Here is a 23464-nt window from a genome sequence, read left to right as displayed (position 1 = left end):
CGCAAGGACAAGCCAACAGCAGATCAGGCCGTGGTCACCGTCGTTCTCCGGCATCCCACAGATGCGCACGCGCACGGAGAGGGCTCCTGCGCATGCGACGCGTCGAAGGACAACGCGTAATCGCGCGTATGGCCGTCTCGCCTCGGCAACGAGGATTGCCGGAGAGGAGGCGTCGCTCGGATAAACTTCCTCAATCCACTTTGATAGTCGCGGGACGTGTACCGCTTGGCGTTGCGCGGGTTTCGGCGTACAGCCCAGATCACCCCTTAGACTACCCTTAGACTCGCTCGGAATGAGCCAAGGCAGCAGTAACAGGTCAAGCAAGGCCCGCGTGAAAGTCCGCGGCCAGGCGCAAGTGCCAGCCGATCCGGGCTTCGCCGAGATCGTTACCTTGATCCAGGCCGCCAGGGATCGGGCGTACCACGCGGTCAACACGGCGCTGATCGACCTCTATTGGCAAGTTGGGGAATACATCAGCCGCAAGCTATCAGCTGCGGAGTGGGGCGACGGAGTTGTCACGCAGCTGGCGGCCCACCTGGCCAATACGCAGCCGGGACTGCGAGGCTTCACGCGCGCCAACCTCTTTCGCATGCGGCAGTTCTACGAAGCCTATCGCGATGACGAGAAAGTCGCACCGCTGGTGAGACAACTGCCGTGGACCCACAACCTCATCATCCTGAGCCAGAGCAAGCGACCTGAGGAGCGCGAGTTCTATCTGCGCGCCGCCGCCCGTGAGCAATGGAGCAAGCGCGAGCTGGAGCGGCAGTTCGCGATCGCGCTTTTCGAGCGTGCGGTGTTGACCCCGGCAAAAGTCTCACCGGTGGTGAGACAAAGTCACCCCCAGGCTCTCAGCGTCTTCAAGGATGCCTACCTGCTCGAGTTTCTCGGCCTGCCGGAAGGGCATAGCGAGGCCGACCTGCATCAAGGGCTGCTCGCCCGCCTCAAGACCTTCCTGATCGAACTCGGGCGCGACTTCTGGGCCGTGCTGTCTCGCGGAGAAAAATTCGTGCTGCCCGCATGAACCAGTATGCAAGTGCGCATCTGAACCGACATGATTTATCCGCCGCTTGACGGCCTGCAGTGATGAAGCAAGGTTGGACCTGCGCAGGGTGTGCCTGTCGATTTAACGGAGGCGGCGACAGCCGACCTCGAGTTATGAATGAGGCCCCTGCGTGCGTCTTTCATCAGGGTCCGCAGCAAACCGCTGCAGCATGACCGTTTGTAGTTTAGCCAGTCCGCACCTTTGCTTTCCTACCTGCCGCCCACCCGATCGGCGCTTCGCTACCGATAGTCATGACGGCTCCCCGCAAGAGCCGGGAACAATTAGCGCTTGCCTCGTAGAGGAAGCCCTTGTAGTTAAATGGAATGCGTCGCGCTCACGAAGCCGTGTCAAGAAGGACGCGCGCCGTCTCGTGTCTCCATCAAACTGTCCCAAACGGTCGCGACCACCGTTGGTTGGAAGCAGGCCGCTAACATCCACGTGAAGGTAGCCGACTCTCGCCATCGGCCGTTTTGTTTGAGCATGTCACGCAGCCTCCAGCAGCAAACGTCGTCATGTCATGTCGACCAAACAAGGCCAACGAGCCCACGCAAGGCCGCGCTAGCCTTGGCGGCGGCCGCTCCCGAGGGCGGCGTCGAAACCACCCCTATTAGACCGCCGGGCGGGGCGGGTCCCGAGCGGTAAGCGGCTGGCCGTGGCATCTTGAGGTGACGTGGCTGGTGGCTGAGCATCGCGTCCATGACGAACATGGTGGATGCGGCTTGGGCGAAGGCAATGGTGTTTGCCTCGCGCTGGCTCGGCGTCGTCGTGCTGACCGTGTTCGTTGTCGGTCGAGCCGCGGCCGTCTCGGCGCGGCGCCTGTGGTCGACCTGGTCGAGCTCAGCCGGCAGGCTGCCACCGGTGGGGCAGCGACTCCTCGATCCGGCTGTTCAACTGCGTCGGCATGCGGGTGAGGACGTCCTTCAGGTAGGCCCAAGGCTCGTGCCCGTTGAGCTTGGCCGACTGAAGCAAGCTCATCACGACAGCAGCGCGCTCGCCGGCCAGCTGACTTCCAATGAAGAGCCAATTGCGGCGACCAAGGGCCCAAGGCCGCATCCGATTCTCACAGTGATTGTTGTCCAGCGGCACGTCGCCATCGAGCAGGAAGCGACCGAACCCTTCCCAGCGGTTCAAGCTGTAGTCAATCGCCTTGGCGATCGCGCCACCGTCGGGCACGCGCGTGCGCTCGAGTTTGAGCCACAGATGCAGCTGATCCCACAATGGCTTGGATCGCTCCCGCCGCATCTGCAGCCGCTCCTCGCAGGTCAATTCCCTGGCGTCGGCCTCGATTCTGTACAGCCATGCGATGCGCTGGATCGCCTCAGCGGCGACCGGGCTCGCTTTGGGTGCGGTCTTGATGAGTTCGTCGAATTTCCGTCTCGCATGCGCATAGCAAAAAGCGGTGCTGCGCCCTTCGAGCGACAGGACAGCGTCATAGCCCGCATAGGCATCGACGACGAGCGTGCCGGACCAGCCCTTGAGGAACTCGCTCGGGTACTTGCCGCCTCGCCCGAGGCAGAAGTCGAACACCACCCCGGGCTCGGGGTCGAAGGCGCCGCGCACGTAGGCCCACATGTAGGCCTTCCTGGTCTTGCCCGCACCGGGGTCCAGCATGGAGATCGGCGTCTCGTCGGCTTGAACGATGCGCGAACTGAGCACGAACGCCCGGTGCGCGTCGTAAAGCGGCATCAATTGCGCACCGGTCTGTCCGCCCCAGGCCGCCAGCGTCGAGCGCGGGGTGTGCACACCCGAGCGGGCATTGATCTGCTCCAGCCGGTAGTACGGAATGTGGTCGACGAAGCGGCTGATCGCCGTATGGGCCTGCAGGCCCGGCGTTGGCAGCGCATTGTCGAAGACCTGCGGGGCAGCCGGCTCCTGCACCAGCAGCTGGCAGCACTTGCACGCCCACTTGCCGCGGATCTGCCGCTGCACAAAGAACTGCGCCGGCACAATGTCCAGCCGTTCGCTGATGTCCTCGCCCACGCGCACCATCGGTTGGCCGCATTCGGGCGTCGGGCAGCGGGTGTCTTCTGGTTCGATGCGCTGGTCCACGCGCGGCAGGTGCGCCGGCAGTGCCTCGCGCTTGGGCTGGCGGCGCTTCTCGTCCTCTGGTGCTCTGCCGCCTGGGGAGCCGTCGGGGGTGCTGCTCTGCAGGGCAGCGAGCTGAGCTTCCAGGCTCGCCTGGTCGGCGGCGAAGGTCTCCTCGAAGATCTCGCGCTGCTCGGCGTTCATGCGCTCGGTCTTGGCACCGAACCGCCAGGCCTTGAGCTTGGCGAGCTGGAACGTGATGCTCTCGATCTTGGCGTCACGCCACTTGATTCCTTGGGCCTGCGAGTTGACCCGCTTGTCCAGCGCGTCGATGTGCTTGGTCTGCTCCCCGATGTGGGCCAGCATTTGCACGGCCAGAGCCGTCAACTCGGCTGGACTCAGACCCTTCAGGTCTTCGGCTTTGAGCTGCTGCGTATCGAGCATGTGCGTATTGTGCGGGCCCACATCGACGCGGTTATCGGTGCATGTTTGGATTGCCGCGGGGCCGTCTTTGCGCTAGGCTTTTGCATAAATATAATAACGTATTAAATTGGCCGTGCAAGGTCCAGTTCAACAGAGCACTGGAAGCCTCTGCGTTGAAGGTCGTCGAAGATCGTTGAAGGTATTGAGATGCCGAGAAGAAGCCCATTCCACATTGAGTTGTCGACCGCAGAGGCTGCCGAGTTGAACCGGCGGGCAGTTCGATATACGTTGCCCTATTTTGAGGTGATTCGCGCCAAGATGATCTTGATGGCCGCCCAGGGCATCGACAACGACGAGATCGCCGCTCGCCTGGATACGCGCCGTGAAGTGGTCAGCCAATGGCGCAAGCGCTTCTTCAAGGATCGATTGGCAGGCCTGGACGAGCGGGTCCGCCCGGGACGCCCCCGGGTGCATCCCGAGCCAGCTCAGCGTTGATCTGCACTCGATCACATCCGCGTGATCACTCTCATTTGCTCCAGGCGCTGCCAGGGCAGTCCGAGCACCAGAGCGTCGAATTGATCTTTGGTCAGCGCCAGCGGTGCGGCGTCGGCTGCGACGTTGCGCGGCCACTCGAAGCTGCCTTTGTTCAGTCGTCGGGCGGCGCACCACACCCCGAAGCCATCGTGCACCAAGAGCCTGATGCGCGATGAACGGGCGTTGGCGAACAGGTACCCGTGATGAGCCTGCGCGGCGCCGAAGACCTGTACCACGCTCGCCAGCAGTCGCTCCGTGCCGGCGCGCATGTCGATGGGCTCGACCGCCAGCCAGACGGCGTCGATCCGAATCACCGCAGCAGCTCCCGCATCCAGGCCGCACACTGCGACGCGGCGGCGCACGGCCAACTCACGGTGATGGCGGTCGTGCCTTGACGTAGTTCGATGCGGATCGCTGCGGGCTCAGCCTCGGCGGGCGGCAACTGCACTGGCAACTGCACTGGCACGAAGGCGGCGAGCACAGCGCTGTTTGCAGCCCTCGCCAACGCGGCGCCCCCACGCCGCTCGGCCTGAAGAACCCAGCGGCGGGCCAGGTTCGCGTTGACGCCATGGGCCATCGACACCGCAGCGATCGATACGCCAGGCGAGCTGCATGCCGCGACGACTTGCGCCTTGAACTCGGCGCTATGTGTGCGTCGGCGTCCACGGCCAGCGCTGGCCTCGTTGGAAATAGTGTGCACGTGTCCGCCAAAAACTTAGTGGACACGAGCATCCTAAAACGATCCGTCGCAATCAAGGTGCCGCGGCTGGACGCTTACCCCGAGCGCGCGCTGAAGCCAAAGCTGAGTGTGCGTCTCAACGCGGCAAACTGGTGGTCAAGTTCGACCTTTGATCGGGAATGCCTCAGAGGGATCGGTCGTCCCCAATCCGTCACAGGCGCCTGCGATCAACCGCGGGCGTGGGGCGTAGAGACTCAGCCTTGATTCCATACTCTTTTTCAGCCCAACGAAGGGCGTTCGCCAGATCGTCGCCAAAATCTTGACGGGCCGTCGCCTTGATGTGGAGCAGTAGCGGCTTGACGTCGTCCATGAATGGATGCCCGATCATTGTCAGCAGTTCCTGAACCAAGGCTTTGTGCTGCGGCGGGTCAGCACGTCGGAGGGCGCGCTCGGCGACGACCCAGTAGGAGCTAAAGTGCGCATTGGCGAGATCGACCTCGTTCGCATCAATGAGCCTCTCGCGCAGGGCAGCCGCCCCGGCCGTGAGTTCGCTGTGGTCGGTCAGCTTCGAGGCCACAACGCCATAGGCCTCGCCAAGCTTGCCGGCGAGACTCTTGTTGGTCGTCGTAGCGAGGCGTTCCCGCAGCACGGTGGCCCCGGCCTTGAGTTCGCTCTGATCAGCCAACCTCGAGGCCACGGCGCCATAGGCCTCGCCAAGCTTGCCGGCGAGACTGTTGTCGGGCGTCTTCGTGAGCAGTTCGCGCAGCTCCACGGCTCCGGCCTTGAGTTCACCTTGGTCGTTCAGCTTCGAAGCCACGGCGCCATAGGTCTCGATAAGCTCCCCAGCGAGGATGAAATCCGTCGTCTTCATGAGCCGTTCGCGCAGCGGGGTGGCGCCGGATTTGAGCGCGCTCGGGTCATTGAGCGTCGAGGCCACGGCGCGATAGGCCCTGTAAAGTGCTGAGGCGAGTTTGATGTCCGTCGTAGTGAGGAGCCGTTCGTGCAGAGCGAAGGCGCCAGCTTTTAGCTCACTTTGGTCGTTCAGCTTAGAGGCCACGACACCGAAAGCATCACTAAGGCTGCTGAGCTCTTCGTCGTCCGTCGTCCTAATGAGCCGTTCGCGTAGCACAGTGGCCCCAGCCTTGAGTTCGTTCTGGTCCATCAGCTTCGAGACCACGGTGCGATAGACGTTGCCAAGGCGGCCGGCGATAGCGCTTTCCGTTGACTTGATGAGCAGTTCGCGCAAGGCGGTGGCTTGGGCCTTGAGCGCATTCTGGTCGTTCAGCTTCGACACCACATCGATATAGACTGCATCAAGCATTAAGAGGACATCTTCGTCCGCCCTAGCGACGAGCTGTTCGCGCAGCAGGTTCGCATGGGCGTTCAATTCGCCCTGGTCGTTCAGCTTAGAAACCACGGCGCTATAGGCCTTGGCAAGGTCGAAGGTTGAACGAAGGTCCGTAGTCTTGACTAGCCGTTCGCGCAGCGCGATGGCCGCGACCCGGAGTTCGCCTTGGTCGGTTAGATTCGAAGCCACTGCACCATAGGCTGCGCCAAGGACGCTGGTGCGATCGCTGTCCGCCGTCTTCCACGTATCACGGAGGCGTGGGCTTTGAGTTCGCTCTGGTCGGTCAGCTTCGAGGCCACGGCGCCATAGGCTTCGATAAGCCCGCGAGCCATCAAGACGCTCGACACCTTCAGTAGCAGTTCGCGCAGCACGGTGGCCCCGGCCTTGAGCTCGCTCTGGTCGTTCAGGTTCGAGGTCACGGCACCATATGCCGTGCCGAGCTTGTCCGCGAGATCGTAGGCCGTCGTCCCGATGAGCCTTTCGCGCAGCGCAGAGGCTTGGGCCTTGAGCTCGATCTGGTCGGATAGCTTCGATGCCACGGTACCGTAGGCCTCCCCAATTTTGCTGAGGAGATCGCCGTCCGCATCGGCGATCTTTTCGCGCAGTGCTGTGGCGCCCACTTTGAGTTCCGCCTGGTCGTTCAGCTTCGACGCCACGGTGCCATAGGCCTCGCCAAGCTCGATGGCAAGATTGTTGTCCGTCGTCTTGACGAGCCGTTCGCGCAGTGCGATGGCGCCGACCTTGAGTTCACTCTGGTCGTTCACCTTCACGATCAAGGCCGCATAGGCGTGGGCAGCATTCCCGGGATTCCCCACCGACCTCGTATTTGAAAGCAAAGTCCGAAAAGCTTCGGCGGCTTCGCGCGCACGGATGGATTCGACGCCGGCATGGGCCAATGCCCACCTGGTCCCGCCGGCAGTTTCGAGCTTTGAAGGGCTTTCTATGATGTACGCCCGTAACCGTTGGCGCACGTCCATGGGCGCGCGCCACACCTCCAATGCAGCAGAGTCCTTTTCGCTTTGATTCGCGAGGCGATTAAAGATGGCGGCCGCTTCCCTGTCGATTCGCAAGTCGCGCTCCAGCAGAACCGCGCTGAAACCGACACCCATCGCGAGGACGCACGCGGCCACTGGCTTGATGAAACTCATTCGCGCATAGTGAAGTGCTTCGCCCATGTTCAGCCGCCCCCGCAGCGACTCCCAGGCCACGCGTAACGACGTGCCGATAGGGAGGAGCGCTGCCCACCTCTGGCGCCAGTCGTCGCCAGCCTCGTCGAACCGCGCCTTGCCTTCGCGAAGCGCCACCGCCCAGCGGTCCGCCATCCGCCTTTCCGCCAACACAGCACGGGCTAGGTAGTCGTGATCCAAACGCCATGCAGACTCCGCGCCAGTACCCTCCGCAGGGCGAATCACTTCGTCGCTCTGCAGGCTGGCCAGCATGCGCTCGGCTCTAGATCGGTCGCCGACTATATTGATGAGTTCCTGCGACTGGGCTCGTTTTGCCTTCGGAGGTTGGTCAGGCCCACCCGGAAGGGTCAACGCGCCCAACACTTCACGCACCAACCGCCGCGCCGCATTGCCACCACCTATAGCATCAGCGGACTTCGACACGGCCCGGGAGACGACCAGGGCCTCGACCCCTCGCAAGCCCCCGGCCTCTCGATAGCGCCGCGGCGTGAGAAGGGGCAGCTGGCGCAGGCCCAGAAGGATTGTGCGCACCTGCTGCATCAGGATCGCGCCCTCAATCTTGATGTCACGCTCCAGGCGTTCGCGCAGTTCGACCCAGCCACCCTCCGGACTACTGATCACTAGGGGCTGCGCGTCGGACGGGGCAATGCCAACAAGTAACGGCCGCAGGACATCTTTGTCCACGCGATACAGAGTACGCTCTATCCATTCGCCTTGTCCCACAACAAAGCGTAGCGTGGAAAGACCTGCTGCGGTGTCGTCGCGCGTGATTGCGAGCAGGTGCAGACGGCCAGCGCGCAAGCCGTCGCACACCAGCTTCCAGAACGGATTGGCATCGGCCAGCGCATTGGGCGAAATCCAGTTTGCATGCGCGTCGAAGAAATTGGGACGATGGCGCGCCTGATAGTCGTCAAACTGATCCGCGATCAGAAGCGGAAGGCGCTCAAGCGTATCGACCACCGCTCTCAGGCGGACGTCGAGGCTATGGACCAGCGACGGCAACGGCGCCGCCATGTCTGGAGGCTTGAGCCATCCCAGTCGTACGCGGTCTGATTCGGCTAGTGACTGAAAAAGTGCATCCAGTGCAGCGGCCAGTGGGCCGCGCACCCAGTCATCGCCCCAGTCGCGAATAAGAACAGGTAACAGGCTTTCCGCCGTCCGTAGCTGAGGCGCAACCCCCGCACTGACCAACGCGGACTTGCCGCATCCAGACTCGCCGTCAAGGAGGACAAGCCGATAGCTTCGGATAGTCCTGAGCAGGTCAGAAAGGTCATCCTCTCGCCCGATCAAAGACTCAGGATTTCGCGGATGAAGCGTAAAAGCGTCGGGCCGTTCAAGACGGCTGGACTCCGCAAACTTCCGATAACTGCGCCAAAGCACGAATGCCAGCATAACAACGATGATTGCAACGAAGAGCGGCTCAACCCAAATCGGCAGCCCTAACGCTTTCGACAGCGGGCTAAAGAGGCCTTGCATCTTGGCTACAAGGGTCCCAGCAGCCGTCAACGCCGCCACGACCGCCAGTGGCAGCGCCTCCGCGGTACGAAGCCATTCCATCGAGCGAGCCAAAGACATACAGCCTCCAGGACCTGCGCGCTGATCGCAGCCGTGAATCCCCCTGATGCCGTCAAACCCAGGTCACACTCCGCAGCAATGGAGCGGGTTTGGCGTAGAGCGAATTCTGGCATCGTGCCGCCACTCGGCCGAAAACAAATGCAAATGCCGCGCAGAGGGTCCCCAAGAGTGAGTACGTCTACCCCGATGCACCCATTGACGTGCAACGGCAGATTTAACAGCCAAGAGGGCCGCAGGGAGTTGCGGGGATGCTGCGCGCTGCCGCACGGGAGTCGCCGCGGCAACTATGCGCCGGACGGAGCGCCGCCGACGCCGGCTAGAAGTTAGTGATGATGAGCTCGCCTGACGCCGATCGATTGCCGGATTGCCCCGACGGCGTAGGTGATGGACAAAGAACGCATGCGTAGCTGGTGCATTGCACCTCTGTCTCTAGCCGCTAAGGAAGCGCGCGGTAAGGTCGAGCGCTATCGACATCCCAACGGTTCGAGAGCCTGGAGCAGCCGCGTGAGTGCCAACGCGACCAAGTGGTTCCCAGAGGTCGCCCGCGCGCCGGCCAGCGTGGAGGGTGGCCCCTACGTCACGGATGGCGAAGCCCGCGTGCTCGACGACATGGGGCGCAGCGACTTCGATCGATCCCAGGATCGAGCGCGCCGCGGCGCTGGTATGAGGGCCGGACCCGGTCACCTACTGCGTCTTCGATCTGCTGGTCGACCAGGGCAAGGACATTGTGCAGTTGCCGCTCATCGAACGCAAGACGCGCCTGGCCAAGCTGTTCAAGGTGCCGCCGCCCAGCGTGCTCTATGTGAACCACTTCGACAACGAGGCGCACGTTCGCGATTTAGACGGGCGGAGTTTGCTCTTTCAGGTCGCCAACGAACGCGGCGGCGGCGCGGGCGAGTAGTTCGAAGCGGGAGACGCAGCAGCGCCGATGGTCCGATTCAAGCGATCGAGCAGTGTGAAGAGAACATCGATCCCGTAACCTGTCAAGAAGGCCAGAACGAAAGGAAGCGTCAGGGTATTCGTACCTTGGAGATTGAGTGCGTCGGCAGACCAGAACCACCCGATCACGATGCCGGCGACTCCGCCCAGGCAAATGCGCATCACGACGGGAAACCACCCTATGGCCGGCGTTCTGACACTCGAAACATTGCGCATCATGAATACCGCCGAACCCAACAATCCATAGAGGAACGGCAAGAACCAGTTGACCCTGACCGAGATCTTGTGGCGGATTGGGGAGATATAGGTGAGCCGGCTGGCGGACGGACCCGTAATCTCGCCGCCGCCTGGCGAAAGCACCTTGACCTGAAAGCAGAAGTCCATCAGGGTTTCGCGAAGTGCCGACTGCATCCATGGGGAGAAGCTTGCGGATGATTCCGGAAGCTTCAGCTCACCGCTGCCGTCGACCGCGCATATTTCGCGAAAAGGAGCGGCAGTCTGAGCCGAGGTGCCGGACTGGTTGGCCTCGTTACCCGGAACTGACACTTCGTCCTTCAAGGACAGTCTGATGCGTGCCAGAGCCGTAGAGACGTGGTCGTCGAATGGAAACAAGGGAAGCTTGAGCGCTTCGAGCGCGGTGTTGTAAGTGCTGACAACTTTGGCGTTGATCTGAAGAAGCTCCGACTTTCGCTGGTTGTATTGCTCATCGATTGCATTTGGTCCTGCGGACGGCTTCACGAGCTGAGCCAGCTTTCGCAGCGCAGTCAGTTTCTGCTGCGGCTCCAGGCTCTGGCTTTGTTCGATCATGGCGATCGCCTCCTGCTCCTGCTTCAGCGCCTGCATGAAGTGCCCCATAAAAAACAGAACCAACAACGCAAAGACCGTGAGTCCGAACTGCAATGATCGTGCTTTGCGTTGATTCGCCTCCAAAAAGGGGTCGCGACCGAACTTGAGATCGGCGAGCGTCATCGGCCAGATGGCTCGAACCGTGTTGTTCAACGCTTCGACTACCGGTTTCACATCTCGCTTCTCAGGGTCTGCAAGCGCCTCCTCAGCCGCGTCGATCGACATGAACAGACTGGGTTCGTTGAGGATGCCTGCCTTTGCGGCGTACGCAACCACCAGACGAAGATCCGCAACGAGCGACTCGACATCGACGATTTCGCAAGACGGCATGCTTGTCACCTCAGAGCGCATCAGCCCAGGCGGCCTTGCACGAGGCCGTACGGGGAGGGGCATCCGCAGAATCCGCCGGGGGTCCGGGAGGGTTCGCCCAGCACCAGAACTGAGGTGTGAAGCAGATCGAGCCGAGGGCGTGAGGTGGGACCTGGGCCAACGTCGCCTTCGAGGTGCAGAGCAGACCGACGAAAAGAAGTACCGCGCAAAGACGCTCACTTGTTTTCTTCATGAAGGCTTCTCCTTATCGCAGCAGGCGCAATAGGGGTCCGAACAGCGCCTCAATCTATAGAACTCGCCAGAGTGCAGCAATGAGACCTTCGCCATAGGTCATTGAGCGTCCACACAAAATAGGAGAACCTATTTCGTAAGACATAGAGACATGAGGACGGACTCGGAACACATTCGCCCGACTCGCGGTTCCGGTTCTATGCGACCGCATGAGAACCAGGAGGGCGTCAGATGGAACTCCAGCTTGTCCGCACAGACCTCACCTCGAAGAGCTCGGTCGGCACTCTATCGATCGACGGCCGGTTCGAATGCTTCACGCTCGAAGACGCCGTCCGTCCGGTCAAGATCAAGGGATTGACAGCCATCCCCTACGGGGCCTATGAGATCGTCGTGAGCTGGTCGCAGCGCTTCAGGAGAAGACTGCCGCTCCTTCTCGCTGTTCCGAACTTCGACGGCATTCGCATCCACGCGGGCAACACCGATGCGGACACAGACGGATGCATTCTGGTCGGCTTGACAAAGAGCGTCGACGCGATCGGGAAGAGCCGCCTCGCCTTCGACGCATTGTTCGCGAAGCTGGAGGCGGCCTCGGCGCGCGAAAAGATCTTCATCGCCGTCGAGCCCGCGGGAGGCAACGACCCCGCTCGACCTCCTGCGCTTGCGCGCAGCACTAGCTCTCTCCGGCGCGCGCTCACGTCGGCAACCAGAAATCCGGCATCCAAAGCCTTGTCGGCAGCGGGGCGGACTTCCATCAGGAGACAGGCAAGATGACCGAGATGCAGCTATCCGGCCGGCCCGAGACGATCAACCTCGGCCGCGGTTTCGAATTGCGCACCGGCGCCCTGACCGGCACCGTGCGGATCGAGCACATGGAGGGCGCGCGGGCCTTCGGCTCGGATCCCCTCGACGCGGCGTTGGCCAAAGCCGGCTTGCGGCCCGGTCCCGTCATCCAGTTGCCGGCGGCTGCGGCGCCGGGGGCGGCACGCGCGATCGGGACGCAGTCCGCTGACTCATCCAGCGTCGCGCTCGATGTCGAGGTGGCAGGCGACGAGTCCTGTGCGTTGCTCGTCGAAGACCGCGCAACGGGTGCGCTCAGCTGGGTCGTGCCGGATGGAACAACCGCGCGCGGTACCGAGGGCAGCCGCGCGCTGAGCACTTCGCTACGTTTCACGATCCCGCTCGCCAGCGCGGCTCAACCCGAAGGTGCGCGCGCATTCTTTCCCCTCCCTGACCTTGGCAAGAAGGTCGAGCCGTTCTTCTTCAAGATGACCGATGTCTTGCTCGGCCCCATCATCCACGGCTTCGCCAAGAAATGGGAAACGAAGAACCGCCCGTGCTTCACGCGGCGTTTCGGGCCGGACGACTACCGCAACGACAGCCCTTCGTTCCCGTCTGCCACCCGCGCCGATTGGCAGGCGCTGTCCCAAGGTCCCGCGCTGCTCTTCGTTCACGGCACATTCAGCACGAGCGGCGCTTTTCAGGCGATCGAGCCCGCCACCATGAACGAGGTGTCACGCCGCTACGGGGGCCGAACGTTCGCGTTCAACCACCCGACCATGACGGCGGACCCACGCGAGAACGCGATTGCCTTTCTCGCGGACATCCCGGAAGGCATATTGCTGGAAATCGATATCGTCTGCCACAGCAGGGGAGGGCTGGTGGCGAGGCAGATCGCGGCCCTCGGCCAGGCGGCCGGCAAGGTACGCGTCCGGCGCATCGTCTTCGTCGGCGCCACGAATGCCGGCACGTTGCTGGCGGATGAGGATCACATGATCGACATGGTCAGCCGGTTCACGACCATCGCCAAGCTTATCCCGACCGGGCCGGTGAGAACCTCGGTGGACGCACTGGTGCTGGTCGTCAAGGTGTTGGGCCATGGGCTGCTGCACGACCTCGAAGGCCTGGCGGCCATGAACCCGAAAGGGAATTTTCTCGAGGCCATGAATGTCCCTGGAGCGCAGGGTGCGGATTACTTCGCAATAGCCTCCGACTTCGAACCCAAGGCCGGGACGCCGTTCTTCAGCCTGAGGCGGGCCGAAGACTTGACCGCGGACAGCATTTTCGGTCATGCGGCGAACGATCTTGTGGTCCCTCAGGAGGGCGTGTTCGCGAAGAATGGCGCAGGCGGCTTTCCGATCACCGAGGCACGCTGTCTGCGATTCGGTCCATCCGACGGTGTGATCCACACCGAGTTCTTCGGCGAGCCACGCGTGCAGGCCAAGCTGCTCGAATGGCTGGAGCCGGCCGCGGCCAACGACGGCGCACGCGCCCTTGGGATGGCGACGACCGATATCGCGCGTGTGCTCGATACGGTGCGCGATCGCCTACTGCTCGAACTGGCGCCCAGTGGTGGCAGTCGAGCGCTCGGCTCGCGGGAGGCCGATCTGACGCCCGCCGAACTGGACGCGTTGCGGCCGCACATCCTGAACCTCAGCGAGGGTGTGTTCAAGCAAAGCGGCATCTATTCGACGACGGCCGCCGACGTCGATGCCATGGTCCGCGAGCACATCCCACGCTGGACGGCAGCGCTTCCACAGGGCCAACCACTGCGCGTGGTGGTATGGGCGCACGGCGGCTTGATCGGCGAGCGCGACGGATTGCGCATCGCCCACAAGCACATCGAATGGTGGAAGCAGAACGGCGTCTACCCGATCTACTTCGTCTGGGAGACAGGACTCTTCGACGCGTTGCGGAGCATCCTCGAATCGGTGCGTCGAAAGCTCCCCGGCGTGGAGTCGCGCGACCTGTTCGACTTCACGAGCGACCCGATCGTGCAGGCAGGCGTGCGTGCGATGGGAGGCGTCCACATCTGGGGCGCGATGAAACGCAACGCTGAACTGGCGTGCAACGCCGGCGGTGGCGCGCGCTATGTGGCCGAGCGGCTCGCGGAACTCTCGACGCAAGGCGATCTGCGCGCCGGGCGCGATCTTCATCTCCATGCAGTGGGCCACAGCGCAGGTGCGATCTTCCACTCGCATTTCCTGCCGGTGGCGCGGCAGTCGAATGTGCCGTCTTTCAGGACGCTGCAGCTGCTGGCACCGGCCGTGACGATCGCCGAATTCCAATCACGCCTCGGTGCGGAGATCGGCGGTCCGGGCGCGGCCGAACGGGCGATCATCTACACGATGAAGCGGCACTTCGAGGAAGATGACGATTGCATATCGGTCTACCGCAAGTCGCTGCTGTACCTGATCCATCACGCACTCGAGCCGGATCAGCGGACGCCGCTCCTCGGGCTCGAGATCTCGCTGCGGGCCGACAGTTCGATCGCGTCCCTGTTCGGACTGAACGGAGCACCCAACGCAGCGGGCCGTGTCGTCTGGTCCAGGAGCGACGAGACCGACGGCAGGTTCGCGAGCCGCGCGACCACGCACGGCGGCTTCGACGACGACCCCGCAACGATGAACAGCGTGGCTGCCAACGTGCTCGACGAAGCCGTTGCGCGCGTGCAGTACACGGGCGACGGGCATTCGCGCGCACAGGCATCCGACGGCTGGCCGATTTCCGACCAATGGCTCGCTGGGGTGGATGTCACCGGCGGGTTCGCCGGCACGGTGAGCGCTGCCGCCGCCGCGGCGGCATCGAAGCCGAGCATGGCGATGCCTCTGGCTGCAGCAACGCGGCCGACGGTCGCCGCGAAAGACGAGCCGTCTCGGCAGGGGTCGCGGCGGGCATTGTGCGTCGGCATCGATGACTATCCCGGTCAGAACGCCTTGAGGGGCTGCGTGAACGACACACGGACCTGGAGCGCCGCTCTCTCCAGCCTGGGCTTCGAGGCCGCCACGCTGACCGATTCGCAGGCCACGAGGCAGGGCATCCTGGATGCGCTGCGCACCATGCTGCGCGGTGCCGGCAGGGGCGACGTCCTGGTGTTCCACTATTCGGGCCACGGCTGTCAGGTCCCCGACTACGACGGCGACGAGGACGACGGGAACGACGAGGCCTTGGTGCCGATCGACTTCGAGGGCGGCGCCTTCCTGATCGACGACGATCTGCGGGCGGTGTTCGCCGAGCTTCCGGCCGGCGTCAATCTCACCTGCTTCACCGATTGCTGCCATTCCGGGACCATCACACGCATGCTCGGCCGCAAACCGGAACCCGGTGAAACGGATGCCCGCACCCGCACGCGGTACCTGAAACGCTCGGCGTCCTGGCAGGACTGGATGCGCGCGCATGAACGATTCAGGCAGCGCGACCGGGCGGTCCGCAGCGCCGGTGGCGCAAGCCGCGCGCTCGACGGCAACGCGCTGCGATGGGTCAACTTCTCGGCCTGCCACGCGACCGAGGTCGCCTACGAGAACGAGGGCAGCGGCGACTTCACACGCAAGGTGACGGCCCTCCTGAACGGCGACCTCCTGAAGCGCAGCAACCGCGAAGTCCAGGACGCCATCATCGCGGCCTTCGGCGAGCGCCGGCGGCAGACGCCGCAGCTCGATTGCGCCGACGCCGCGCGGGCGCTGAACCTCTTCAGTTCCACCGCCTGAGGAGGGATGCAGATGCGCCCGCCAAGCACGCCTGCGGCAAGCGCCGCGGCGGCGCAGAGCCGCACAGGGAGTGCCGAGCTCCGAGCCGCCGACCTGCCCAGAGGCCGGGCGAATCCAGGCACCGACTTCGTCATCGGCCCGCGTGCCTCGGGCGGCGCCGTGAACCACACCTACGACCGGCGGCCGGGCGATCCGGTCTATCGGCCGCTGCGCATCTATGCGCTCGACCCCTCGGCCTCCGTGAGGGACGGCGCCCACGCGATCGTGAACGTGCCGTACGAGCCCGTGAAAACCACCGCGCGGGGGCTGCGCGGCGCGATCCTCGAGATCGTCGATGACGCGTCGACTGAACAGGACGAGTCATCGGAGCCGTTCGATCTGGAAGACCCCTTCGTACTCATGCAGCAAGGCAGGCGTCCATCACCGGAAGATCCGCAGTTCCGCCGGCAGATGGCCTACGCCGTGGCGAGCACGACCTACGCGACGTTCCAGCAGGCGCTGGGGCGGGAGGTGGCGTGGGGATTTCGGCGCCTGGTGGACGGCGACGCGCGGTTGCACATCCGTCCCAGCATCGACGATCTCCAGAACGCGTTCTACGATCCCGGGCGCGGGGAGCTCCGGTTCGGCAGCTTCATGGCAAGCTCGACCGTCACGGGTCGCAATGTGCCGCGCGGAAAGATCTCGCTGTGTCTTTCGCACGACGTGCTCGTGCACGAGATGTCGCATGCGTTGCTGGACGGCCTGCGGTCGCATTTCCTGCATCCATCCAACATCGACGTCCTCGCGTTCCACGAGGGTTTTGCGGACCTGATCGCCATCTTCCAGCGCTTCTCATACCGGGATGTCGTCGGCCGTGCGATCCGTGGTTCCCGCGGCGAGCTCTCCATCGCGAAGCTGTTGACGGACATCGCCGCCCAGTTCGCGCAGGCGATGAATGCGACCGGTGCCCTGCGCAGTGCGGTCAATGCCGAGGAGCACCGCTACGAAGACACCGTCGAGCCCCATCAACGCGGCGAGATTCTCGTCGCGGCGGTGTTCGACGCCTTCAACTGCGTCTACCAGCGCAAGACCGCGTCGCTGCTCCGGCTGTCGACCGACGGCACCGGCGTCCTGCCTCCAGGGGAGATCTCCGAACTGCTCGCGACGCAGCTCACGGAGCGCGCCTGCAGCCTGGCGTCGCAGTTCCTCGCGATCTGCATACGGGCCATCGACTACTGCCCGCCGGTGGACATCACCTTCGGCGAGTTCCTGCGCGCTGTCATCTCTGCCGATCTCGACCTGGTGCCCGATGACCCCTGGGGCTACCGCGAGGCATGGATAGATGCGTTCGCGAAGCGCCGCATCTATCCGGCCAACGTGCAGAGCCTGTCGGAAGATGCGTTGCGCTGGCGTGGGCCGCAAAGCCAGGTGCCGCCGGAACCCGAGCTGAGTTTTGCCCAGCTGCGCTTCGACGGAGACCCCGGCCGTGCAGCGGATCTGCAGGAGACGTTGCGCCAAGCCAGCGCATTCGGTCAACTCGCCGCCGACCGGGACTACCGCGCCGAGTTCGGTCTGGCCGCCAACGGCGACCCCCTTCTCAGCGGCGACGAAGTCGCCCTGCCGGTCGTCGAGTCGGTCCGATCGTCGCGTCGCGTCGGGCCCAGCGGGCAGGTGGTGTTCGACCTCATCGCCGAGATCACGCAGCGACGCTTCGTCGGAAGCACCGGGAAGGACACCCCCGGCTTTGACTTTTTCGGTGGCGCCACCGTCGTTCTCGACCCGCAGGGCAAGGTCAGATACATCATCCGCAAGTCGGTGCTCGACAGCGCACGCCTCCAACGCCAGCGGGACTTCCTTCGACAGCAGGGATCGGTCTTCTTCGGGCTCGGGCCCGACAATACGCGACTGCCGGAGGCCGGACTGCTGCTGCGGCTCCATGACATCACCCGACCGCAATTCCGCTCTGGCGCGGGAGCACGCGCGCTGATGCGCGGAATGACGGGCGGCGCCGAAGTGGCGGCCGCACGCCGCTATCTCGCGCGGCTCGGTGACAGCGGGTCGTGGATGGCGCTGTTGAAGACATGCTTGAACCGGTGCATGAAACTCACGCCGCTGCTGGACGACAAGCTCGAGTTCGACCTGGCGACCGAGCGCGCGGTGAACAGACTGCAGACCGAACATGGCGCCACCGTCGACGGCATCGTCGGTCCTGCGACCTGGAGCATCATCGGCAAGCGCCTGGGCTACAGCACAGCCGGCCTTCCGCTGGATGCAAGCACCCCGGCCTGGATCCGTGGCCTGATCTCGAACAATCCGGCCACGGTGCGGCTGAAAGGAATCGACGTCGATTCCGCAATCGACATGTATGAGTTCAGCTTCGGATTGCTCTCACCCCCGCAGCGATCGGGCCTGGCGTCCCTGCTGTCTTCATTGGCCGGGGACGGCGCCATCACGGACCTGCGCTGGGCCGCCTACATGCTCGCCACCACGAAGCACGAGTGCGCCGACACGTGGCTGCCCATCGAAGAATTCGGCAAGGGCAAGGGTCGTCCCTACGGCATACCGGTGAGCGTTGCCGACGAACACGGCAATCCCGTCGACAACACGTACTATGGCCGCGGCTATGTTCAGCTGACCTGGCGCGAGAACTATCTGGAGGTCGGGCAGGCGATCGGGCTCGGGCGGCGACTGGAGATCCATCCTGAACTCGCACTCGATCCGGAGAACGCCTATGCAATCATGTCGCACGGCATGCGGCATGGCATCTTCACCGGCCGATCGCTCTCCAAGTACATCAACGCGACCGAGCTCGACTACGTGAATGCGCGGCGCATCATCAATGGAATCGACCGCGCAGCAGAGATCGCAGTTTACGCAACGCGGCTGGAGACAATGCTTCAAGCTAGCGTGCCGTTGCCAACGTCGTAGGCTGCTCAGGTTGGGTTCAGCGCGATCTGGTGGTGGAATGGATGCGCAACCGAACTGCGCGATGTTCTTCTTCTGAGCGACCCACAGCTGCCGCCTGGTCGGCGCGGTCTTCAAGGCACTGGGCGTGATATCGCCTGGCGGGGCCGCTGATTCGAAGCGCAACCAAACCTGGGGCGTAAAACAAGGGCGGGTGGAAAACCAAACAGCTGTTGGCTGCGTCGGCTCGATTGCAGTAGCGCGACGTCGGTAAGTTCGAGCAGGGTGACCCGCAGGAAGCACACCAGCTCGATCCACTGGCGCGTTGGCTTGATCTCACGCGTCTTGGCTGGGCGTCGCGACTGCACCTGGCGGGCGTAGGCCTGCTGTTTGGTCAGCGCTACGCCGCTCAGGTTCCAGGTATGTGCTCCGAGCGCTTTGAGGTAGCGCACCTTCTCGAGAGTCTCGGCAATCGTGCTCGGTCCGGGGCGGCTGGATGGAGTCTTCAGCCACTCCAGTTGCGTGGCCGTTGTCCCAGGCCGGAAGCTGTAGGCGAGGGCGCTGAGTCGCTCCACCAGGGGTCCATTTGATTTCAGTGCAAAAAGTGACGCTTCGACCGATGAGCATCGGCGCGGGTTTCGCGCTGGTGGCGCTCGCAAGTCCTTGTCGCTACACGAGTTTCTGTTACCCCTCGCTTGGCTCTCCAGGGCGCCTCATCCAGAGGTCGATTTCAGCCGCTGGCCCTTGTTTTGCCTGCAGTTTGTGACGGCAGCAGCTGCGCCGCATAGCGCTCGACGCGGAAGCGAAACACGCCCCGCAGGTTGATGCCCTCCAGCCTTGTCGGCGCGATGCGCCCCGTCAACTCCGGCGGCACGATCTGGCGCCGGTTGGCCCACCGGTCCAGCACCGCCTGCATTTGCGCCGTGTTCCACGCCATCACGATGTTGGCCAACAGGCTCAGCGCGTCCGCCACGGCCTGCATCTCGTCCGCACGCCGAGCCTGGGTCGGTGCGACGCGGCCGGTATAGATTGCGCGCTTGAGCGCGTTCACCGCCTCGCCGCGGTTGAGCACCCGTCGCAGCTCGCGCCGGAAACCGACGTTGACGAGGTAGTCGGCCAGGAACGCCGTCCTCAGCAGCTTGCCCAGTTGTACACCGGCGTCATAGATCGGGTCTCCCCGGGCTGCCGAGCCGAACCTGGCCAGCGCGGTCACTGCGCTGGCATGGCCCAACATCACCGAGGCGGCCAGGTGCACCAGGCTGTCCCAATGGGCTTCGATGAGCGTGGTGTCCACGCTGGCCTGGCAGACAGCAGCGATCTCCTGGGGGATCTTCATGCCCCGTGGCACGAAGAGGTGCCGCTCCTTGAGTTCCTTGAGCCGTGGACACAGGTCGAAGCCCAGTAGTCGGGACAGGGCCATCGCGAAGTCGGTGAAGCCGTGCGTGTCCACAGCGAGTTGGGACGTCTCGATCCGTTCCTGTCGAATGACACCTTCGATGGCGGCACCCGCCTGGCGCTCATTGAGCACGATTGGCTGCGCGTGGAAGATTCCCCAACGGTCTTGCACGTGGCTGTATACGCCGATGGAAGCTGTCTGGCGCCGCGGGTCCTGGCGTGCTTGCCACACGCGCCGGCTCGTCTCCAGGCTCATCATGTCCGAGGAGGCCAGATCGGTTCGGCCCCAGGTTGCCGCGATCGGGTGGCGCTGCATGAACTCCAACACCGCCTGGCAAGCCTGGGCCAGTCGACGCTCGTCGCCGGCCCAGCGCATGGCCTGGCGGATGCTGGTGGCCGACAATTGCGGGATCATGCGCGCGCACTCGGCGGCCGTGAGGCTGGTGCCGTGCGCGAGGACACCGGCATAGGCCATCAGCAGTTCCTGGCCCGTCCTCGGCTCGCGCCCGAGCATGATCCAGCTGAACCGCACCTGGGCATCCACGGCCAGGATGACCTCGGGCAGTTGCACCTCGCCGATGCGCTGATCGAGCTGGCTGCGCAGCCTTGTGGCTTGAGGATCCTCTTCATCCGCGGCCAATGACGCCAGATGCAGCTCGTCGTCGACGCGCAGATCGCCAGAGCGCGCGGCGGCCGCCACCGCGTCGACACCGATGAGCACGCGTGCGAGTAGCGGGACGAGGAACTCGCTGGCCTTGGCTGGCAGCTGCAGCCTGGCGTAGTGACGCCGAGCTTCTGCCTGCCAACGCTCCTCGGGGAGGAACAGTCGCTGCCGGCCGCGAAAGCTCAGCGAATGTTCTATCCAGACCGAGCCGTTGCGCACCGCCCGGCGCAGCGCGAGGAGGGTGGCGACCTCCAGCGCCCTGAAGGCACGCTCGCGATCAGGGTCGGCGATGGCTGCGCGCCAGGCTGCGCCAAGGCGTGGCGCCGTGGCCCCGGCTGGAAGGCGCCTGGCGCCGGCGGCGTACCCGGCTCGCAGCTTGTTCAACGCATCGAGCGCGGGATGCTCGCCGGTGGCCTGCCAGGGCAGCCGGCTCACGCCGACCAGCAGCGAGCGCACGGGCGCGATGGCGTCGATCAGACGTTGCCGGATGACTGATGCTCGACTCGGCGGACGCTGGGCGCGCTTGGCCGCGACGATCTCACGCAGGCGTGAGCGAAGTTCGGCATCGGGAACAGTGTCATGGGACGCGAGCTCGGAGAGCTGCAGCAGCAGCTCCTGGTATTGCTTTGCCCAATCCACGGAGGCGGCAACACCGTCGGCGCAGTGGCGCCACAGGTCGGCCACTCGGCGCTGGAACATGAAGATGAGCTGATCGGTGGCCGTGAGCAGGCAGTAACGCAGGAAGCAGCTCACCTCGAGCGTGCGTGCCGGCTCCTTGATCCTGGCGCTGACGGACGGGGGTCGCCCGGCCATGCGCCGGGCGTAACGGCGCACCAGCACGTCATTGAGATCGCCCAGATGCCGATCGACGCCAAGATCGACCAGGAACGCGATGCGCTCCAGGACCTCGGTGATCTGGCGCGTGGAATGCCTGGCCGGCGCACTCCACAGCCAGCTCTGGCAGTGCTCGCCGTCCGGACGCGGTGTATTGAGCGCCGATGTCCAGCGCTTGCCGATCGCGGCAGGCACGCTGGTCAGGATGAGCTCTGCGGTGGCCGCCTCGAGTTCAACAAGAGCAGCCGCGACCATGGCGCGGATGACGCGGTCGTGAACGATGAGCAGCCGGTGGTTGTACAGCCACTGCCGGGCGAGGACGAGCAGCCGCTCGCGGTCGACGCAGTGCGCCACCTCGTCGCGCAGCACACGGACCAGGGCGCGGCGCTGGTGCTCAGTCATCCATTGGAAGCCCAGGCACTCGCAGGCTTGCTGCTGGTGATCGAACAGGGTGCGCCCGCGGGCGTACAGCGCGCGCAGCGAAACCAGGTCGGGCGCGGCGATGTCGAGCTCGCGGCCAAGGTGGCGCAGCAACGCGGGCGGCACGGCTCGAACGCTGTTCATCGGCCGCCCGCTCATGCGCGCGAAACCGATGTGCAGCGCCAAGCCCAACTTGAGGCTATCGCTGCGGCGCCGCGCGATCAACTCTCGCTCGGCGGGGCTGAAGCTGAAGAACGCCTGTAGCTCGAACTCGCTGAGCTCGCCCGGTAGGTCACGCAGGCCGAGGTAGGACGTCTGCCAGCCTTGCATTGCCGCGCTCCTTCGCAGTTCGAGGGCCGGACACGATACGCTGCAGCGAAGTGAACAGCAATGCTCGCGAAATCAACGACTTAGCGAACCGACCCCGCGCCGTTGCTCGAGATCCGAACCGTCAGTTTTGACACCGAAAACAAATCGACCCCTGCTGCTGCTGCGGCCCATGACGCCTGGTTCCGAGCCAAGGTGCAGGAGGCCTTGGATGATCCGAGCCCCGCCGTCCCGCATGAGAAAGTCAAAGCGCATTTCGCCAAGCGCCGCGCAGCTGCGCTGCTCAAAGCGGGTGAAGGTAAGGCGTGAGGCTGGAGTGGTCGCCGTTGGCGATGGATGACCGGGAGCGGATCTTCGACTTCATCGAACAAGACGATCCTCGCGCGGCGCGCGGATAACCGCCAGGCGTCGGTCCTCCTCCGCGTCGGTGCCGCGCTGGTATTCAAAGGCTATCGCGCTGGCGTCCGTGGGGACCACAAAGCGGATCATGGGCTCCTGGCCGTGGCCACTGGCGACGATCTGGCTGGGCAGATGGCCGAAGAACAGCGGAAGGATGCGCAGCGTTGTTGTTTTGCCTACGCCGCTCTCGCCCAGCACCGCAGCGCCGCCGCGCGGGTCCACGGAAGTGATCCGCCCGCTGGGAACGTGCTGGTTGGAACCGGCATTGATCAGCACCATACGGTGGAGTTGGTAGTTGGACATGTTCCGTGACCCGCAACGTGGGCCGGTTGGCACCCTTCTGTAGATATGCAGCCTCACTGGGTTGATTTCGGCGCTGTCTCCGCGATGCACTCAACCAAGTTCAGCGCCGCCAGCATAAGCATCTTTTCCGTCTCGGATTCGATGCCCAGAAGGCCGTGCTCCCCGAACTTGCCGAAGACGTATGCGAGCAACTGCTGCTCGGGATGGTCCGCGATAGCGTCCGAAATGGCTTGCGCTTGATGCTGCGGCGTCAGGTCCTCGATGAAGCGCACGCGTGCGGAGATGCGCTTCAGGCAACGTTCTTGAACGACTTCGGAGATGACCGGCCAGGCTCTTCCGCTGATCTTCATCGCCTCATAAAAGGTGAGTAGCAGGTTCAGAACCACCTCGATTTGCACAAGGGTGGCGCCATACCGCTGAAGGACGAGCACCGAGAAGAATAGGTTGGGCTGTCGGGCGTGGACTTCGTCGGCAAGTTGCTCGCGTTCCTTGAAGGTCATGCGCTCGACGCACAGCACGGCGTCGACGAGAAGCCGATTGGAGATCGATGTCATGGGGCGATTGTCCAACGCCGCTTCTCTGTTACGTGGTGGTGG

General features: G+C 64.0%; 16 protein-coding genes and 1 pseudogene. 7 read left to right on the top strand and 10 right to left on the bottom strand.

Annotated elements, in window-relative coordinates; genetic code table 11:
* Positions 1-292: 292 nt before the first annotated feature.
* On the top strand, positions 293-1021 hold the full coding sequence (locus ACSQ9I_RS34295; protein ID WP_436316449.1) for a PDDEXK nuclease domain-containing protein: 729 nt from the start codon (positions 293-295) through the stop codon (positions 1019-1021).
* An 858-nt stretch (positions 1022-1879) separates the two neighbouring features.
* Here the strand turns inward: ACSQ9I_RS34295 and tnpC are convergent.
* Complete coding sequence (gene tnpC, locus ACSQ9I_RS34290) at positions 1880-3511, bottom strand: IS66 family transposase (protein WP_436316448.1); 1632 nt, start codon at positions 3509-3511, stop codon at positions 1880-1882.
* Positions 3512-3697: 186 nt separating this feature from the next.
* Here tnpC and ACSQ9I_RS34285 point away from each other — a divergent pair, with 186 nt between their 5' ends.
* Complete coding sequence (locus ACSQ9I_RS34285; protein WP_436315953.1) at positions 3698-3985, top strand: helix-turn-helix domain-containing protein; 288 nt, start codon at positions 3698-3700, stop codon at positions 3983-3985.
* Positions 3986-3996: 11 nt separating this feature from the next.
* Here the strand turns inward: ACSQ9I_RS34285 and tnpB are convergent, their stop codons facing one another.
* The 4 genes from tnpB to ACSQ9I_RS34265 form a co-directional block, all read right to left on the bottom strand.
* Positions 3997-4338 (bottom strand): IS66 family insertion sequence element accessory protein TnpB, encoded by a 342-nt coding sequence (gene tnpB / locus ACSQ9I_RS34280; protein WP_436316447.1) that lies wholly within the window; start codon positions 4336-4338, stop codon positions 3997-3999.
* Entirely contained in the window at positions 4335-4724 is a 390-nt protein-coding gene (gene tnpA / locus ACSQ9I_RS34275; protein ID WP_436316446.1) for an IS66-like element accessory protein TnpA, read from the bottom strand. The genes tnpB and tnpA overlap by 4 nt, the downstream gene beginning before the upstream one ends.
* A gap of 190 nt (positions 4725-4914) precedes the next feature.
* Positions 4915-6240: a hypothetical protein gene (locus tag ACSQ9I_RS34270; RefSeq protein WP_436316445.1), complete on the bottom strand. Its 1326-nt coding sequence runs from the start codon at positions 6238-6240 to the stop codon at positions 4915-4917.
* Positions 6225-8813 (bottom strand): nSTAND1 domain-containing NTPase, encoded by a 2589-nt coding sequence (locus tag ACSQ9I_RS34265; RefSeq protein WP_436316444.1) that lies wholly within the window; start codon positions 8811-8813, stop codon positions 6225-6227. Before ACSQ9I_RS34265 ends, ACSQ9I_RS34270 begins: the two co-directional genes overlap by 16 nt.
* Before the next feature lie 733 nt (positions 8814-9546).
* On the opposite strand from ACSQ9I_RS34265, the gene ACSQ9I_RS34260 reads away from it, so the two are divergent.
* The gene (locus ACSQ9I_RS34260) at positions 9547-9714 is read left to right on the top strand and encodes a hypothetical protein (protein ID WP_436316443.1); all 168 of its coding nucleotides are present in this window, start codon (positions 9547-9549) and stop codon (positions 9712-9714) included.
* On the opposite strand, the gene ACSQ9I_RS34255 is transcribed toward ACSQ9I_RS34260, so the two are convergent.
* Positions 9675-10928 carry a hypothetical protein gene (locus ACSQ9I_RS34255; RefSeq protein WP_436316442.1) on the bottom strand — a complete coding sequence of 418 codons (1254 nt, stop codon included), beginning with the start codon at positions 10926-10928 and terminating at the stop codon, positions 9675-9677. The two genes, ACSQ9I_RS34260 and ACSQ9I_RS34255, sit on opposite strands and share 40 nt — an antisense overlap.
* A gap of 462 nt (positions 10929-11390) precedes the next feature.
* Between ACSQ9I_RS34255 and ACSQ9I_RS34250 the strand changes: the two genes are divergently transcribed.
* The 3 genes from ACSQ9I_RS34250 to ACSQ9I_RS34240 are packed head-to-tail and all read left to right on the top strand — an operon-like array spanning position 11391 to position 18550.
* Entirely contained in the window at positions 11391-11930 is a 540-nt protein-coding gene (locus ACSQ9I_RS34250; RefSeq protein ID WP_436316441.1) for a DUF5675 family protein, read from the top strand.
* A complete protein-coding gene (locus tag ACSQ9I_RS34245; protein ID WP_436316440.1) occupies positions 11927-15643 on the top strand; it encodes a DUF7379 domain-containing protein in 3717 nt (1238 codons plus the stop codon). The genes ACSQ9I_RS34250 and ACSQ9I_RS34245 overlap by 4 nt, the downstream gene beginning before the upstream one ends.
* Positions 15644-15649: 6 nt before the next feature.
* Entirely contained in the window at positions 15650-18550 is a 2901-nt protein-coding gene (locus ACSQ9I_RS34240; RefSeq protein WP_436316439.1) for a peptidoglycan-binding protein, read from the top strand.
* A 200-nt stretch (positions 18551-18750) separates the two neighbouring features.
* On the opposite strand, the pseudogene ACSQ9I_RS34235 reads toward ACSQ9I_RS34240, so the two are convergent.
* Positions 18751-19068: pseudogene (locus ACSQ9I_RS34235) on the bottom strand (Tn3 family transposase); the annotation flags it as partial.
* Positions 19069-19256: 188 nt separating this feature from the next.
* Positions 19257-22169 (bottom strand): Tn3 family transposase, encoded by a 2913-nt coding sequence (locus tag ACSQ9I_RS34230; RefSeq protein WP_436316438.1) that lies wholly within the window; start codon positions 22167-22169, stop codon positions 19257-19259.
* 102 nt (positions 22170-22271) lie between these two features.
* On the opposite strand from ACSQ9I_RS34230, the gene relB reads away from it, so the two are divergent.
* Positions 22272-22475: a type II toxin-antitoxin system RelB family antitoxin gene (relB, locus tag ACSQ9I_RS34225; RefSeq protein WP_436316437.1), complete on the top strand. Its 204-nt coding sequence runs from the start codon at positions 22272-22274 to the stop codon at positions 22473-22475.
* Positions 22476-22526: 51 nt separating this feature from the next.
* On the opposite strand, the gene ACSQ9I_RS34220 is transcribed toward relB, so the two are convergent.
* Together ACSQ9I_RS34220 and ACSQ9I_RS34215 are read right to left on the bottom strand one after the other, a co-directional pair.
* On the bottom strand, positions 22527-22868 hold the full coding sequence (locus ACSQ9I_RS34220; protein WP_436316436.1) for an ATP-binding protein: 342 nt from the start codon (positions 22866-22868) through the stop codon (positions 22527-22529).
* Between the two features lie 53 nt (positions 22869-22921).
* The gene (locus tag ACSQ9I_RS34215) at positions 22922-23422 is read right to left on the bottom strand and encodes a hypothetical protein (RefSeq protein WP_436316435.1); all 501 of its coding nucleotides are present in this window, start codon (positions 23420-23422) and stop codon (positions 22922-22924) included.
* Between the last annotated feature and the right edge of the window lie 42 nt (positions 23423-23464).

The sequence above is a fragment of the Variovorax sp. LjRoot84 genome, assembly GCF_964254305.1.
In the GTDB taxonomy this organism is placed as follows: domain Bacteria; phylum Pseudomonadota; class Gammaproteobacteria; order Burkholderiales; family Burkholderiaceae_C; genus Variovorax.
Note: the sequence above shows the minus strand (reverse complement) of the source record. Positions and strands in the feature narration are given on the sequence as shown.

Coding starts and splice junctions, on each gene's coding strand:
- ACSQ9I_RS34230 (WP_436316438.1), bottom strand. CDS start 22,169: ATGCAAGGCTGGCAGACGTCCTACCTCGGCCTGCGTGACCTACCGGGC.
- ACSQ9I_RS34295 (WP_436316449.1), top strand. CDS start 293: ATGAGCCAAGGCAGCAGTAACAGGTCAAGCAAGGCCCGCGTGAAAGTC.
- ACSQ9I_RS34245 (WP_436316440.1), top strand. CDS start 11,927: ATGACCGAGATGCAGCTATCCGGCCGGCCCGAGACGATCAACCTCGGC.
- ACSQ9I_RS34215 (WP_436316435.1), bottom strand. CDS start 23,422: ATGACATCGATCTCCAATCGGCTTCTCGTCGACGCCGTGCTGTGCGTC.
- ACSQ9I_RS34265 (WP_436316444.1), bottom strand. CDS start 8,813: ATGTCTTTGGCTCGCTCGATGGAATGGCTTCGTACCGCGGAGGCGCTG.
- ACSQ9I_RS34250 (WP_436316441.1), top strand. CDS start 11,391: ATGGAACTCCAGCTTGTCCGCACAGACCTCACCTCGAAGAGCTCGGTC.
- tnpC (WP_436316448.1), bottom strand. CDS start 3,511: ATGCTCGATACGCAGCAGCTCAAAGCCGAAGACCTGAAGGGTCTGAGT.
- ACSQ9I_RS34220 (WP_436316436.1), bottom strand. CDS start 22,868: ATGTCCAACTACCAACTCCACCGTATGGTGCTGATCAATGCCGGTTCC.
- ACSQ9I_RS34255 (WP_436316442.1), bottom strand. CDS start 10,928: ATGCCGTCTTGCGAAATCGTCGATGTCGAGTCGCTCGTTGCGGATCTT.
- ACSQ9I_RS34285 (WP_436315953.1), top strand. CDS start 3,698: ATGCCGAGAAGAAGCCCATTCCACATTGAGTTGTCGACCGCAGAGGCT.
- ACSQ9I_RS34240 (WP_436316439.1), top strand. CDS start 15,650: ATGCAGATGCGCCCGCCAAGCACGCCTGCGGCAAGCGCCGCGGCGGCG.